Below are 13990 nucleotides of genomic sequence, written 5' to 3'. Positions count from 1 at the left end.
TCCGATGTACCGACGCTCCGCAGCGGCCGCTGTCCTGCTGACCGCCGCCCTGACGCTGACCGCCTGCAGTTCCGGCGGCGGCAAGGCCGACTCCGGCGCGGAGGCGAAGGCGAAGCCCCCGGCCTCCTCCGCGGTCCCCGACCCCGCGGACAGCGCGGCGCCCTCGGCGCCCGCCGCCGACGCGAAGCCGACGGGCCCCGTGGTGCCCGACGCCAAGCTCACCCCGAAGACGGGCAGCTTCACCGCGCAGGAGAAGAAGTACCTGAGCGGGCGGGTCCCGGACAAGACGGACCCGGCGGCCGTCCTGCAGACCGGCCAGGAGGCCTGCCAGCGCGTGGAGCGCACGGCCAAGCGCGACAAGGACGCGGCCACCGGGGCCGTCATCACCGGGGAGATCCCGGGCGCGAAGGACGCGATCACCCACCTGTGCCCGGAGCAGAAGCCGATCCTCGCGGCGGCGGAGAAGGGCTTCCCCGAAGGCCCCCGCACCTCCCCCGCGGCCGGCACCTACCGGGCGCTGACGCAGGCCTCCACCTGCACGTGGGAGGCGAAGGGCAAGGACGGCTCGATCCTCGCGTCCGGACCCGAGACCCAGCCCAACGCGGGTGACAAGATCACGGCGACGATCCCGCCGGGCACCGCCGAGTTCACCTCCTCGGGCTGCTACGCCTGGATCCCCGCGTAACGCGACCCGCCACGCACGAAAACGCCCCCTGCGGCCGAACCACCGGCTGCAGGGGGCGTTTTCGTGCGCCGGGCGGGGGTATCCGCGGGACCCGAGCACGAGACACCGACCCTTTTTCGGAGGCGAGTCCTATGACCGGCCTGGGTGGCTGCATCGGTCTGATAGTGGTGGGAGCCATCCTTACTTTCGCCACCGACTGGGAGATGGAGAGCGTCAACCTCGACCTGGTCGGGCTGATCATGATGGCGGTGGGCCTCATCGGCCTCGCCGTCTACACCAGCGTCCTCAAGCGCCGCCGCGCCATGGGCGCCCTGCCCGTCGTGGAGCAGCGCCGCGACATCTGAGCCGCGGTGCCCGCGCTCAGCGCCCGCGCTCAGCCCCGTACGGCCTGTGCGTACACCGGCAGCAGGGTGTCCAGGACCGCGTCCATGGAGAAGGACTCCGCGGCCAGCGTGCGGGCCGCCGACGAGGCGGCGGCGCCCGCCGCGGGATCGAGCAGGGCCAGGACCGCTGCGGCCACGCCCGCCGGTCCCGGGTCGACCGCGCGGCCCGCGCCCGCCGCGGCGATGTCGCGGGCCAGCCCGTTGGAGTGGGTCACGACCGCGGGGACGCCCACCGCGAGGGCCTCCAGCACCGACATCGGGAACGGCTCGTCCACCGAGGGCAGGACGTACACGTGGGCCCGGCGCAGCTCCGCCAGCACCTCCGTGCTGGACAGGGCCCCCGGGACCGCGAACCGGTCGCCGAGGCCCAGGGCGGTCACACGGGCCCGTACGGCGGCCAGTTCGCCCTCGTCCGGCCCCGCCACGACGAACTGCGCGTCCGGGTGCGCCGCCAGGACCGCCGGGGCCGCGTCCACGAAGTCCACCGGCCGCTTGCGGGCCTGCAGGCGTGCCGAGTACAGGATGCGCGGGGGCCCGCTCGGGACGGGCCGCTCCTCCTGCGCCGGGGTGCCGTTGACCAGCCGGACCGCACGCGACAGCGGTGCGCCGCCGACCACCGCGTCCAGGGCCGCCCGCTCGTGCGGGGTCAGGTACAGCACCGCGTCCGCGCCGCGCAGCAGCCGGCGCACCGCCACCGCGTCCAGCACCTTCGCCAGCAGCTTCCCGCTCGGGTCCACCATCCCGTGGGTCTGGAGCACCAGCGGTTTGCGGGCCCGCAGCGCCGCCAGGGCCACGGGCAGGGTCACCAGGTCGCGTGCCAGGTGCACGTGGACCACGTCCGCGTCCCGCACCAGCCGCGCGGCCGAGGCCAGCAGCGCCGGCGAGGTCATCCCGCTGAAGCCCAGGGGGAGGATCCGCCGCGCCGGGAACAGCTTCGCCGGGACCCCCTCGACGTCCGTCGGCCACGGGTCGGCGAACCCCTCGCCCAGCGCCACCAGCCGCGCCTCGTGACCGCGGGACCGCAGCCCCTTCGCCAGGTTCAGCGCGACCCGGACCGGCCCGCCGAACGCGTGCGAGGGGGAGTGCAGGGTGACGGCGTGCAGGACTCTCACTTGGGCTCCTCCACCGGGCGGCGCCGCCCGTCCTGGGTCTGCAGGGTCAGCTCCGGCAGGTCCTTGTGTACGACGGCACCCGCGCCCGCGACCGCGCAGCGGCCCACGGTCACCCCGGCCAGCACGGTCGCCCGTACCGCCACCCAGGCGCCGTCCTCGACGGTGACCGGGGCGTTGCGGTAGCGGAAGTCGGCGGCGCGGTGGTCGTGCGAGCCGGTGCACAGCATGGCCTCCTGCGAGAGGCACACGTGCGAACCGATCGTCACCGGCTCCAGGTTCAGCAGCCAGACGCCCTCGCCGATCCAGGTGTGGTCCCCGACGGTGAGCTTCCACGGCCACAGCACCCGCACCCGGTGCCGGATCAGCACGCCCTCGCCGATCTGCGCCCCGAAGGCGCGCAGCAGCGCCACGCGCAGCCGCGCGGGGCAGAACCAGCTCATGAACAGCGTGTTCATCACGGCGAACCAGAGCGCCTGCACCAGCAGGCCGCGCCCCTTGTCGTACCCGGCCAGCGTGAAGGCAGGAAGGTCACGCAACTCAAAGCCCCGATCGTCCACCCGAACGCGCCTCCCCTGGCGCAGCCCGCTCAGACTAGACTGCGCCGGGATCAGGCACATGGGGTGGGGGCGGCAGTGGCAACGGACATACGCAAGCCCCCCGTCAGGCCCGTGCCGTCCCCGTTCGAGGACGAGTCCCTCTGGGGCCGGGTCACCACCCCGCGCACCCTGCTCTCGCGCGCGCTGTCCGTCCCGCTCGCCCTCGGCTTCTCCGTCTTCCTGCCGCTGTTCGTCGCCGTCCAGTCGGGTGCGGGCCAGCGCGACGCCGCCTTCTGGCTCCAGCTGCTGCTCACCATGTACGCGGGCGCCCGCCTCTCCGCGATGGTGCTCACCAGCCGCCGCAAGCTGCTCCAGGGCTCCTTCTGGCTGTTCGTCTACATGGCCATGGGCGTGGCCCCGCTCGCACAGGCCGTCCTCGGCCAGGTCCCGACCCCCGTCGTCGGCCCCCGCTCCGACCTCACCGCCGCCATCGGGCTGGTGCTGCTCGGATGCACCGCCTTCGACGTGGGCGTCCTGCTCGCCCGGCACCGGCCGGCGGTCCGTGCGGGCGGCTCCCGGAAGCAGGCGAGGCCGGTCATGGCCCACCGGCGCCGGCTCCAGCTGCTGACCGGCCTGTCCTTCCTGTGCAGCGCGGTGTTCGTGATGAAGCTGGGCGGCCCGGCGGTGTTCTTCTCCAGCCGCCAGGAGATCATCGCGGGCATCGAGGAAGCGGGCATCTCCAACGGCGACGGCCAGGCCGGCCAGGCCCTGCTGCGCGGCTTCGGCACCGTGCCGGCGCTGCTCGCGCTGCTGCTCTACACCCGCTGGCTCATCACCTCGAAGTACGCCCGTCGCAAGGTCTCGATCATCGTCACCTGGTCGGCGCTCGCCCTGCTGAACCTGGTGGTCAACAACCCGATCTCGAACCCGCGCTACTGGTTCCTGACGGTCATGTTCGCGCTGCTGTTCACGGTCTTCCCGGTCAGCGCGGCGATGTACCGGGTGGCCCTGTCGATGGCCGTGGTCGTCGCCCTCCTCGTCTTCCCGTTCGCGGACCGCTTCCGGTACGACGAGAAGAACTACAAGCCGGTGGAGACCACCTCATTCCTGGAGCCGATGGCGCTCAAGGACTACGACCAGATCGGCATGTTCGCGAACACCATCACCTTCTCGGAATCCGGCCCCGGCCACTCCTACGGGCGCCAGCTGGCCGGATCGGTCCTCTTCGCGGTGCCGAGGTCGGTGTGGACGGCGAAGCCGAGGGACACGGGCGTGATGGTCGGCCAGTGGATGGGCACGGTCAACACCAACCTGTCCTCGCCGATCTGGGCCGAGCTGTGGCTCGACTTCGGGCCGCTGGGGATGGGCGCGGGGCTGCTGGGCATGGGCTACGCGTCGGCCCGCGTCGACCGCCGCTATGCGAAGCGGGCCACGCGCAGGGCGCCGCCGGGCAGCCTGATCTCGGTGGTCGTCCCGCTGGTCGCGGGCTACTCCTTCATCCTGCTGCGCGGACCGCTGCTCCAGGCCTCGGGGCGGGTGGCCATCGCGGCGCTCTGCCTGGCCCTGGTGGCGACGTACCGCCAGGACCACTCCAGCACCCTGCGCTAGCCCCCGCGGGGCGGAGCCCCAGGGTTTCGAGCCGCGCAGGCGTGCGAGGCGCGGGGTCGGCCGGGCCCGGTTCCGGGGACGGGCGGGGTGGGGGGAGCGCCGCGCGCAGGGTCAGGCCAGGACCCGCTGGGCCTCGTCGCCCCGCGGAGCGGACACCGGCAGGCGGGCCACCCGCCCCCACGCGGCCACGGCCTTGAGGGCCGAGCCGGCCGCCAGCCCCCAGGCCGCACCGAGCGGCCCCCACACCGCGTACCCGCCGAGCAGGAACACCACCGACAAGGCGGAGAAGGCGATCTGGACGGACAGCGTGGACTTCGGAGCCAGCACCCTCAGCGTCAGCAGCGCGCACGTGCCCAGCCCCATCACCGCGTACTGCGCCCCCGTCGCCGGCAGCAGCGCGGCCGCCGACGCCCAGGTGTCGCCCAGCAGTTCCCGGCCCAGCCGGTCCGGCAGCAGGAACAGGACCACCGCCCAGCCCGCACCCACCGCGGCCAGCACCGCGCCCAGCGCCAGCGTCGCCCGCACCACCGCCCGCCGCCCGCCGAGCCGCGACAGCACCGGCGGCCCGAACGAGTTCGCCGAGTTGAACAGCACGTTCAGCGGCCCGAAAAGAGTCGTCGCACCCCGCAGCGCACCCACGGCCAGCGGCGTCGCGAAGACACCGAGGCCGAGCACGGCGAGCTGGCTCGAGCCGTTGCCCACCGCGAACTCGACCACGAACCGCTGCCCCAGGTGCCCCCGCCGCAGGTACGGCCGCAGCTGCGCCCGTGCACCGCGTACGTACGGCCGCAGCAGCAACAGCCCCAGCGCCAGCGCGGGCAGCGCGGACAGCCCCCACACGAGCACCAGCCGCGCCGCCGAAGCCCCCGCGGGCTGCACCGCCAGCGCCGCGACCACGCACACCAGCCGCAGCGCGTCGGCGGCCAGCGCCCGCTCGGGCGCGCGCAGTACGGAGAAGCAGTACCGCAGCCCGTCCTGCACCAGCACCAACGGCAGTACGAGGCCCAGCGCGAGGAAGGCCCGCCCGCCGGCCCCGCCGAGCAGCAGGCCCACCACCGCGAGCACCGCGCCCACGGCGCCCGAGGCGGCCCCGGTGAAGCCCACGGCCGACCGGCACGCCGAGCCCAGCCGCTCGCCGGCCTTCTCCAGGACGAGACTCTGGCCGACGTAGGCCATGTTCAGGCCCAGGAGCACGGTGAAGGTCACGTACACCATCGAGAAGTCGGCGAAACCGGACGCCGACGACAGCCGGGCGGCCAGCACCAGCACCACGATGTTGGTGGCGCTGGAGGCGGCCTGGTCCAGGACCGAGGAGACGGCGGCGAGTCCGCGCCGGCTCATCTCCGGCCCATGCGGACGGTGCGCAGCGCGACCGTGTCGGTGCCGTCGCCCGGGATGTGCTGCTCCGGCTCGGCCGTCTCGCGCGTCAGCGGCTGCGGCGTGCGCGGGGAGGGGGCGGGGGCCGCAGCGGGCGCCGCCCCCTTGCCGCCCTTGCCCCGGCCGCGCTTCTCGCCGGGCAGCGGGGCGTGCAGGACCGCGCCGAGCACCGTGCCCCCGGCGCCGCTGATCAGTTCGCGGATCCGGGTCAGGTCGGAGCGGTGGACGGCGCGCGGGTCGCAGACGACCAGGACGCCGTCGACGCGGTCGACGAGCGCGAGGGCGTCGGCGTACGAGAGCACGGGCGGCGCGAGCACGACGACGGTGGAGTTGGGGGAGTCGGCCTCGGAGATCAGCCGCGTGGCGCGGGCGGACGTCAGCGCCCGCGGGACGTTGCGCGCGCGTTCGCCCGGGATCAGGTCGAAGGAACCGGACTCCCCGGCGTCGACGACGAGCTGGCGCCCGTCGGGCCACTCGGAGTCGGCGTGGCGTCCGGTGGCGGCCGGGGCGCCCGGCTGCTGGCTCCAGCGCGGCCGGCCGCCCGCGTCGGTCGGCAGCTGGCTGGCCAGCACCGGGGTGCGCAGGTCGGCCTCGATGAGCAGGACGTCCTTGCCGGTCTCCGCGAAGGAGGCGCCGAGGTTCACGGCCACCGCGGCCGCGGTCTCGCTGCTGCCGCGCGGGGCGACGACGAGCAGGCGGCGCCGGTCGGCGAAGCGGGAGTCGTAGGCGAGCCGGAACGCCACCGAGCGGTACTCCTCGGCGAGCCGAGGATCGGCCTCACCGGCGGCGAGCAGCGGCCCGCCGCCCGTGCGGTCGCGGGGCAGGTAGCCCAGGACGGGCGCGCGCAGGGCGCGGGCCACGTCTCCCTCGGACCGGGGGGCCGGGTCGAACACGAGCCGGACCCAGGCGGCGAGCAGACCGAGCGCGAGGCCCACGGCCGCGCCGAGCGCGAGCGACATGGGCAGGCCGGGCCCGTCGGGTGCGGGAGGCGGGGTCGCCGCGCTGGTGACCCGGCCCGGGGTCATGTCCAGGGCCTGGAGCTTGGCGATGTTGCTGTTGAGGGTGTTGACCTTGCTCTGCAGGTCGGTCTTCGAGGAGTAGGCCGCGTCACGCGCGGGACCCGCCGGCATCGAGTTGATCTGCTTGACGAGCTCGTCGAGGTTCTTGGCCACCGGGTCGCGCTGGTCCTGGTAGCCCTTGACCATCTTGTCGCGGGTGACGTCGAGGGCTTCCTGCCGCTTGAGCAGGTAGGCCTCGGTCATCGCGTTGGCGCGCTTGGCGGCCTCCTTGGGGGAGGACGCGGTGTAGGTGAAGCGGAGCACCATCGTCTGCGGCGGGTTGGTCACCTGGAGGCCGCTGCGCAGGGCCGCGAAGCCGGAGGCGGAGACGCCGAGCTTCTTCGCCGCCTCGTTGGCTATGGAGGAGCTGAGCGCGACCTGGCGCTCCGAGCCGATGTTGATCGCCTTGTCGGGGGCCAGGCTCGGGTTGAACGGGTCGTCGGTGGGGGCGCGCAGCACGACGTCGGCGGTCGCCACGTAGGTGTCGGCCGTGGAGACGCCGAGGTAGACGCCGCCCAGCAGGCCGATCCCGATGCCCGCCCCGAGGAGCCGGCGGTAGCGCAGGAGCTGGCGGAACTGGTCCCGCAGGAGGTCGGGTTCGTCCTCGGCCGGTGCCGCTGCCGGGCGGTTCGTCTCGATCACGGCCGGGGACCCCCAAGTGCTTCGTCCATCAGTGCGTCGATGCGGGCCAGGCCCGCCTCGCGGCTCAGGTGGGCCGCCACGTGGCGGGGCCCGGCCGCTCCCAGTGCGTCCGCGCCCTCGGGGTCCTCGGCCAGGACCCGTACGGCCTTCAGCAGGGCTTCGGGGTCCTCCGGCTGCACGAGCACCCCTGCTCCCGAGCGCTCCACCTCCTGGGCGGTCCCGCCCTCCGCCGCCACGGAGGCGACGACGGGCCGGCCGGCCTGGAAGTAGGAGGTGAGCTTCGACGGAACGCTCATGTCCAGTACGGCGGCGTGCTGCGTGACCGCGAGCACGTCCGCCGCGGCGAGGATATCGGGGAACTCGCCGTCAGCGGCAGGGGGGATGATGTCCAGATTGGGTACGTCGGCCGACATCTCGGCGAGGGCGGAGCGCTGGCTGCCGTCGCCCATCAGGACGAAGCGGACGCCCGGGTCCAGCCGGGCGGCGGCCACGAGGACCTCCAGGCCCTGCTTGAGGCCCATGTTCCCCGAATGCAGGACGACGGTCTGGTCCGGGGCCCAGCCGAGGTGGCGGCGGGTCTCGCCGCGCGGCCTGGTGGGCACGGCCACGTGGGACCAGTTGGGGACGAGGCGGATCCTGGCCGGGTCCACGCCCATGCCGACGACCCGGTCCACGAAGGTCTCGTGGATGACGCCGACGAGCGTGGCCCGCTTGAGGGCGTACGCCTCGGCGCGGCCCGCGATCGCGGCCGCCTTGTCGCCGCCGCTGATCCCGCTCTGCGCGGCGGCGGCGCCCATCAGGTCCTGGACGACCGGGACGTACGGGACCTTCCACCGCGCCGCGAGCCGGGCGGCCAGCACCCCGCCGGCCAGGCTGGGCATCTGGGCCAGGACCGCGTCCGGCTTCGGCATCCGCGGCGGGGCCGCGGCGCCGTGCAGCAGAATCGATCCTTCGAACAGGGCCCGCTTCACGGCGGTCTGGCGCTGCGGAACGGTGTGCGCACGCCGGTGCACGGTGACGCCCGCGCGCCGCTCCGTGCGCCGCAGCGCCCCCTTGTACTCCGGCTCGAGCGACCACGCCGGATAGTGCGGCATGCCCGCCAGGACATGGGTCTCGTGGCCGAGATCGTTCGCCCAGTGCTCCGCGATCTGGGTGGCGTAGGGCCCGATTCCCGCGTGCTCGGGTGCGTAGTTGGTGGAGACCAGCAGCAGGCGCCGGTGACCGGATCTGGACACTGAGCGTCCCCTTCTCCCCTGGATGATGCGCACGTCACCCTATTCGTTCACCCGCGTGCTGCGGAACGTGCACGCTATTGTCTGCTAATCCGCCACACCGGGGGGTGTGGCCGCTGGGGGGTAACAGATGATGGAGCGGGATATGTCCGAGCGTCGCGCGCCCACGCGCGGGCCGTACCGAGTGGGCTATGCGCCGGGTGCGTACGATCTGTTCCATATCGGACACCTCAACATCCTTCGGCACGCACGCAGTCAGTGCGACTACCTGGTGGCCGGGGTCGTCTCCGACGAGATGGCCGAACTCGCCAAGGGGCGCCGCCCGATGATCCCCCTCCTCGAGCGGCTGGAGATCGTGCGGAGCGTGAAGTACGTGGACTCCGCCTTCGTCGAGACGGTCCCGGACAAGGTGGAGACCTGGAGGCAGGTCCGCTTCGACGTGATCTTCAAGGGCGACGACTGGCGGGGCACCCCCAAGGGCGACAAGCTGGAGAAGGACTTCGCTGCCCTCGGCGTCGACGTCGTCTACTTCCCCTACACCGTCCACACCTCCAGCACCCAGCTGCGCCGGGCACTGGACGTGCTCGCCGAACCCCTCGCGGAGGCGGAGCCGTTCACCGCGGAACGGCGCTGAGCTCCCGGAACCACTTGACGAGGAACGCCAGCAGGAACAGCCCGGCGACGACCCCGAGGGCCGCGTACGCGCAGGCGAACAGCTTCCCCCCGCCGAGCAGCAGGAACACCAGGCAGAACACCCCGTGGTCCACGGGCAGCAACGCCACCGCGCGGACCGTCGACGGTGCGGCGGCGGGGCTCTCGGGAGCCGGCCTGGGCTTGAGCTTCTCGGTCAGCAGTCCGCCGAAGAAGGTCACGATCGCGGCGAACTGGAAGCCCAGGGGCACCAGCAGCCAGCCGTCCCCGTCCGTCCCGTAGGCGTCCGGGAAGCGGTAGAAGGCGATCAGCGCGCACGAGTGCAGGGCGGTCAGCTTGGCGCAGTCCACGACGTGGTCCAGCCACTCGCCCGCGGCGCTGCCGCCCCCGCGCAGCCGGGCCAGCTGGCCGTCGGCGGAGTCGAAGGCGAACCCCACGGCGAGCGCGGCCCACACGGCGATCCCCAGCCCCCAGGAGGGCGCGCTCAGTGCGACCGCCGCCGCGGCGCCGAGGCTGAAGGCGGCGCTGATCAGCGTCACCTGGTTCGGGGTGAGCCCGAGCGCGTACGAACCGGCGGCCAGGTACCGCCCGGTCGGCCGGTTCACGAACCGCGAGTAGAGCGAAACCCCCTTCGCCGACTTCTGCGCCCCGCGCAGCTCCCGCAGCGCCCATACGACTTTGCCCATGCACGGCCCCCCTCAGTGACGATGTCGAACACATCATCGCAGGGCGCAAGCGGGTTCCTGCTCGGGGCGTTCGCGTACGCCGGGGAGCAGCAGGACGGACAGGTTCGCGGCGGCCGTCAGCGCGGCGGCGGCCAGCAGCGGGGCCGCGGTCCCCGTGACGGCGGCGAGCGGGGCGGCCGCCGCCAGGCCCAGCGGGCGCGCGGCGAAGGAGATCAGGGCGTCGAAGGACCCGACCCGGCCCAGGGTCTCCAGCGGGATGCGGCGCTGCATCTCCGTCTCCCACAGCGGGCTCAGCACCCCCAGGCCGAACATGGCGCAGAAGAACGCGGTCGCGGTCACCGGGAGCGGCAGCCGCAGGGCGAAGGCGGTGAGCGGCAGGGCCTGGGCGGCGGCCCCGAAGGCCACCGCGTGCAGCGGCCGGCGGACGGGCAGCCGCCCGGCCGCCCAGACCCCGATCAGCATCCCGACCGTGCCGGTCTGGGCGATGACCACCCAGGAGCCCTGACCGCCCAGGCTCTCCACGGCGATCAGCGGGCCGAGGGTGAGCAGCAGTCCGGCGGCCAGGTGCCAGACCCCGTGGGCCAGCACGTTGGCCAGGAACCACGGGTGGCGCCGGGTCTCGGCCCAGCCCCCGCGCAGTTCGGCGGTGAAGGCGGCGCGCGGCGTGCCGCACGGGCCCGGGGCCACGGGCAGGCCGCCCAGGGTCAGCGCGGAGAGCAGGAAGAGCGCGCCGGTCAGCAGGGAGGACCACCCCGCCCCGATGGCCAGCATCAGCACCCCGGCGGCCGCCGGCGCCGCGATCTGCGCGAGCCCGGTGGCCACCCCGAGCCGGGTGTTGACGCGCAGCCGCCGGTCCTCGGGGACCGCGGCGGCGACGAGCGTGCGCGCGGAGGGAGTGCCGAAGGCCACGGCGGCCCCGGTCGCGGCCGCGAGCACGGCCAGCCGGGGGACGTCCGCGGGACCGGCCATCAGCACGGCTGCGGTCGCCAGCTGGGCGGCCGCCCGTACGAGGTCGGCCACGAGCACCACCCGCCGGGCGGGGAACCGGTCGGCCGCCACCCCGGCGACGGGCAGCAGGAGCAGCATCGGCAGCAACTCGCAGGCGAGCACGAGTCCCAGGTCCCCGGCGGAACCGGTGCGCACGAGCGCCAGTGTCAGGGTGGTGGGGATGAGGGCCGTGGCGAAGGCCGCGAAGGTGCGGCCGGCCACCAGCCGCCGGATGGTCGGGGTCATGACGGGCAATGTATTTCGTCAGCGAATTATTCGTCAACGAAATACGGTCGGCCCGGTGCGATACTGCGCCCATGGACGCAGAGGACTCGGTCGACCGGCACATCGCCCGCTGGAGCGGCATCGTCCCCTTCGACGTGGGCACCGAAGAGGTCATCACCCGCATCCAGCTCCTCGCCAAGCACGTGGGCCACGCCAAGGACCGGGCGCTGGCCGAGACCGGGCTGCAGGCCTTCGAGTTCGAGACCCTGCACCGCCTCGCCTCCCGCGGCGCCGACGCCCGGGCCACCCCCTCCGAACTCGCCGCCGAACTCCTCCTCTCGCCCGCCGGAATGACAGGCCGCCTGGACACCCTGGAGAAGTCCGGCCTGATCCGCCGCCTGCGCGTGGCCGGGGACCGCCGCCGCGTCGACGTCGAGCTCACCGAAGAGGGCCGCAGCCGCTGGGCCGCGGCCATGCGGCTGCGCGGGGTCGCCGAGCAGGCGATGCTCGCACCCTTCGCCCCCGCCGAACAGGCGGCCCTCTCCGCCCTCCTCAAACGGATGCTGCTCCACGTCGAGACCGGGGCCCCCTGGTCCAGCTAGCCCGCCACCCGCAGCAGCAGCACCGAACGGGCCGGGACCGTCAGGGTCCCGCCGCCGCGGTGGCGGGTGAGCGGGGCCTCGGACTGGTCCTCGCGCGAGGTGTCCAGGACCAGCTCGTACGCCTCCGCCCACGGCGGCCCCGGCAGGACCCACGCCACCGGCCGGTCCCCGGTGTGCAGCAGGGCCAGGAAGCTGTCGTCCGTCACCTGCCGGCCCCGCTCGTCACGGCCCGGGATGTCCCGCCCCGACAGGTACATCCCCAGCGCCGCCGCCGGCGCGTACCAGTCCCGCTCCGTCATCTCCGCCCCCGCCGGGGTGAACCAGGCCAGGTCCCGCAGCCCGTCCACCCCCTGTGGACGGCCGGAGAAGAACGCCCGCCGCCGCAGCACCGGATGGGCCTGGCGCAGCGAGATCAGCCGCGCGGTCAGCGCGAACAGCTCCCGCCACGCCGGATCCTCCAGCAGCGACCAGTCGACCCACCCCGTCTCGTTGTCCTGGCAGTACGCGTTGTTGTTGCCGCCCTGGGTGCGCCCGAACTCGTCCCCCGCGACGAGCATGGGCACCCCCGTCGACAGCAGCAGGGTGGTGAGGAGGTTGCGCAGCTGCCGGCGGCGCAGCGCGGCGATCCGCGGGTCCGTGCCCTCGGGCGGATCGCCCTCCACCCCGCAGTTCCACGACCGGTTGTCGTTCGTCCCGTCCCGGCCCGCCTCCCCGTTCGCGTCGTTGTGCTTGCGCTCGTAGGACACCAGGTCGCGCAAGGTGAAACCGTCGTGCGCGGTCACGAAGTTCACCGAGGCGTACGGCCGCCGCCCGCCCCACGCGTACAGGTCGCTCGACCCCGACAGCCGGTACCCGAGGTCCCGCACGTCGGGCAGCGCGCCCCGCCAGAAGTCCCGTACGGCATCCCGGTAGCGGTCGTTCCACTCCGTCCACAGCGGGGGGAAGGCGCCCACCTGGTAGCCGCCGGAGCCCACGTCCCAGGGCTCCGCGATCAGCTTGACCCGGCGCAGCACCGGGTCCTGGGCGATCACCGCCAGGAACGGCGACAGCATGTCCACGTCGTGCATCGAGCGGGCCAGCGCCGCCGCCAGGTCGAAGCGGAAGCCGTCCACCCCCATCTCCGTCACCCAGTACCGCAGGGAGTCCGTGATCAGGCGCAGCACGTGCGGGCGCCCCGCGTGCAGGGTGTTCCCGCAGCCGGTGTAGTCGGCGTACCGCCGCTGGTCGGACTGCAGCCGGTAGTAGCCCCGGTTGTCGATCCCGCGCAGGGACAGCGTCGGACCGAGCTCGCCCGCTTCCGCCGTGTGGTTGTAGACCACGTCGAGGATGACCTCGATCCCCGCCGCGTGGAGGGCCCGCACCATCCGCTTGAACTCCCCGACCTGCTGGCCCGCCGTCCCGCTCGAGGAGTAGCCCGCGTGCGGGGCGAAGTAGCCGACCGAGTTGTAGCCCCAGTAGTTGCGCAGCCCCCGGCGCAGCAGGTGGTCCTCGTGCGCGAACTGGTGCACCGGCAGCAGTTCGACCGCCGTCACGCCCAGGGTCACCAGGTGCTCCACCGCCGCCGGATGGGCCAGCCCCGCGTACGTGCCGCGCAGGTGGGCCGGAATCCCCGGGTGTCGCATCGTGAAGCCGCGCACGTGCAGCTCGTAGATCACCGAATCGGCCCAGGGGGTCTTCGGCCGTACGTCGTCCGCCCAGTCGTCGTCATCGTGGACCACGACCCCCTTGGGGACGAACGGCGCCGAGTCCCGGTCGTCGCGCACGGTGTCGGCGATGTACTGCTGAGGCCAGTCGCGGACGTGCCCGTACACCTCCGGCGGCAGGCTGAACTCGCCGTCCACGGCACGGGCGTACGGGTCCAGGAGCAGCTTCGACGGGTTGTACCGGGCCCCCGTCCAGGGATCCCAGCGCCCGTGCACCCGAAATCCGTACCGCTGCCCGGGACGGACCCCGGGCACGAAGCCGTGCCAGATCTCGTGCGTGAGCTCGGTCAGGGCGCAGCGGGTCTCGGCCCCGACCTCGTCGAACAGGCACACCTCCACCGCCTCCGCGCCCTGCGCCCACAGCGCGAAGTTGGTGCCCGCCGTCCCGTCCGGCCCGTGGTGGAACCGGGCCCCCAGGGGATGCGAGGACCCGGGCCACACCGGTGGCCCCGGGCGCCCGGACACCCGCGACACCTGGCCCCTGACCTGGCCGTGGGGCGCGG

At 73.8% G+C, this 13990-nt stretch carries 13 protein-coding genes; 5 read left to right on the top strand and 8 right to left on the bottom strand.

The window, feature by feature from the left end:
- Positions 1-4 precede the first annotated feature (4 nt).
- The gene (locus AB0D44_RS04465; RefSeq protein ID WP_362584185.1) at positions 5-685 is read left to right on the top strand and encodes a hypothetical protein; all 681 of its coding nucleotides are present in this window, start codon (positions 5-7) and stop codon (positions 683-685) included.
- A gap of 131 nt (positions 686-816) precedes the next feature.
- Entirely contained in the window at positions 817-1029 is a 213-nt protein-coding gene (locus tag AB0D44_RS04460) for a hypothetical protein (protein ID WP_362584183.1), read from the top strand.
- A gap of 29 nt (positions 1030-1058) precedes the next feature.
- Here AB0D44_RS04460 and AB0D44_RS04455 read toward each other — a convergent pair whose 3' ends face one another.
- Together AB0D44_RS04455 and AB0D44_RS04450 are read right to left on the bottom strand one after the other, a co-directional pair.
- Positions 1059-2180, bottom strand: coding sequence for a glycosyltransferase (locus AB0D44_RS04455; RefSeq protein WP_362584181.1), 1122 nt, complete (start codon positions 2178-2180; stop codon positions 1059-1061).
- A complete protein-coding gene (locus AB0D44_RS04450; protein ID WP_362584179.1) occupies positions 2177-2716 on the bottom strand; it encodes a WcaF family extracellular polysaccharide biosynthesis acetyltransferase in 540 nt (179 codons plus the stop codon). The genes AB0D44_RS04455 and AB0D44_RS04450 overlap by 4 nt, the downstream gene beginning before the upstream one ends.
- Positions 2717-2812: 96 nt before the next feature.
- Here AB0D44_RS04450 and AB0D44_RS04445 point away from each other — a divergent pair, with 96 nt between their 5' ends.
- A complete protein-coding gene (locus tag AB0D44_RS04445; protein WP_362584177.1) occupies positions 2813-4324 on the top strand; it encodes a hypothetical protein in 1512 nt (503 codons plus the stop codon).
- 111 nt (positions 4325-4435) lie between these two features.
- Here AB0D44_RS04445 and AB0D44_RS04440 read toward each other — a convergent pair whose 3' ends face one another.
- Genes AB0D44_RS04440 through AB0D44_RS04430 form a run of 3 tightly spaced genes read right to left on the bottom strand, consistent with a single transcriptional unit; the run spans position 4436 to position 8606 of the window.
- The gene (locus AB0D44_RS04440; RefSeq protein ID WP_362584175.1) at positions 4436-5665 is read right to left on the bottom strand and encodes a hypothetical protein; all 1230 of its coding nucleotides are present in this window, start codon (positions 5663-5665) and stop codon (positions 4436-4438) included.
- Positions 5662-7401 (bottom strand): lipopolysaccharide biosynthesis protein, encoded by a 1740-nt coding sequence (locus AB0D44_RS04435; RefSeq protein ID WP_362584172.1) that lies wholly within the window; start codon positions 7399-7401, stop codon positions 5662-5664. The genes AB0D44_RS04440 and AB0D44_RS04435 overlap by 4 nt, the downstream gene beginning before the upstream one ends.
- Positions 7398-8606: a glycosyltransferase family 4 protein gene (locus AB0D44_RS04430; protein WP_362584459.1), complete on the bottom strand. Its 1209-nt coding sequence runs from the start codon at positions 8604-8606 to the stop codon at positions 7398-7400. Before AB0D44_RS04430 ends, AB0D44_RS04435 begins: the two co-directional genes overlap by 4 nt.
- A 172-nt stretch (positions 8607-8778) precedes the next feature.
- On the opposite strand from AB0D44_RS04430, the gene AB0D44_RS04425 reads away from it, so the two are divergent.
- The gene (locus AB0D44_RS04425; RefSeq protein ID WP_362584170.1) at positions 8779-9267 is read left to right on the top strand and encodes an adenylyltransferase/cytidyltransferase family protein; all 489 of its coding nucleotides are present in this window, start codon (positions 8779-8781) and stop codon (positions 9265-9267) included.
- On the opposite strand, the gene AB0D44_RS04420 is transcribed toward AB0D44_RS04425, so the two are convergent.
- Complete coding sequence (locus tag AB0D44_RS04420) at positions 9248-9970, bottom strand: CDP-alcohol phosphatidyltransferase family protein (protein WP_362584167.1); 723 nt, start codon at positions 9968-9970, stop codon at positions 9248-9250. The genes AB0D44_RS04425 and AB0D44_RS04420 overlap by 20 nt on opposite strands.
- Positions 9971-10003: 33 nt before the next feature.
- Positions 10004-11203: an MFS transporter gene (locus AB0D44_RS04415; RefSeq protein ID WP_362584164.1), complete on the bottom strand. Its 1200-nt coding sequence runs from the start codon at positions 11201-11203 to the stop codon at positions 10004-10006.
- 71 nt (positions 11204-11274) lie between these two features.
- Between AB0D44_RS04415 and AB0D44_RS04410 the strand changes: the two genes are divergently transcribed.
- Positions 11275-11784 (top strand): MarR family transcriptional regulator, encoded by a 510-nt coding sequence (locus tag AB0D44_RS04410; RefSeq protein WP_362584162.1) that lies wholly within the window; start codon positions 11275-11277, stop codon positions 11782-11784.
- On the opposite strand, the gene glgX is transcribed toward AB0D44_RS04410, so the two are convergent.
- Positions 11781-13961, bottom strand: a complete 2181-nt coding sequence (gene glgX, locus AB0D44_RS04405) for a glycogen debranching protein GlgX (protein WP_362584457.1) — start codon at positions 13959-13961, stop codon at positions 11781-11783. The genes AB0D44_RS04410 and glgX overlap by 4 nt on opposite strands.
- Positions 13962-13990: the final 29 nt, after the last annotated feature.

The organism is Streptomyces sp. NPDC048349 (assembly GCF_040651925.1).
Taxonomy (GTDB): Bacteria; Actinomycetota; Actinomycetes; order Streptomycetales; family Streptomycetaceae; genus Streptomyces.
The sequence above is the reverse complement of the archived record's forward strand: the minus strand, read 5'-3'. Positions and strand labels throughout refer to the sequence as shown.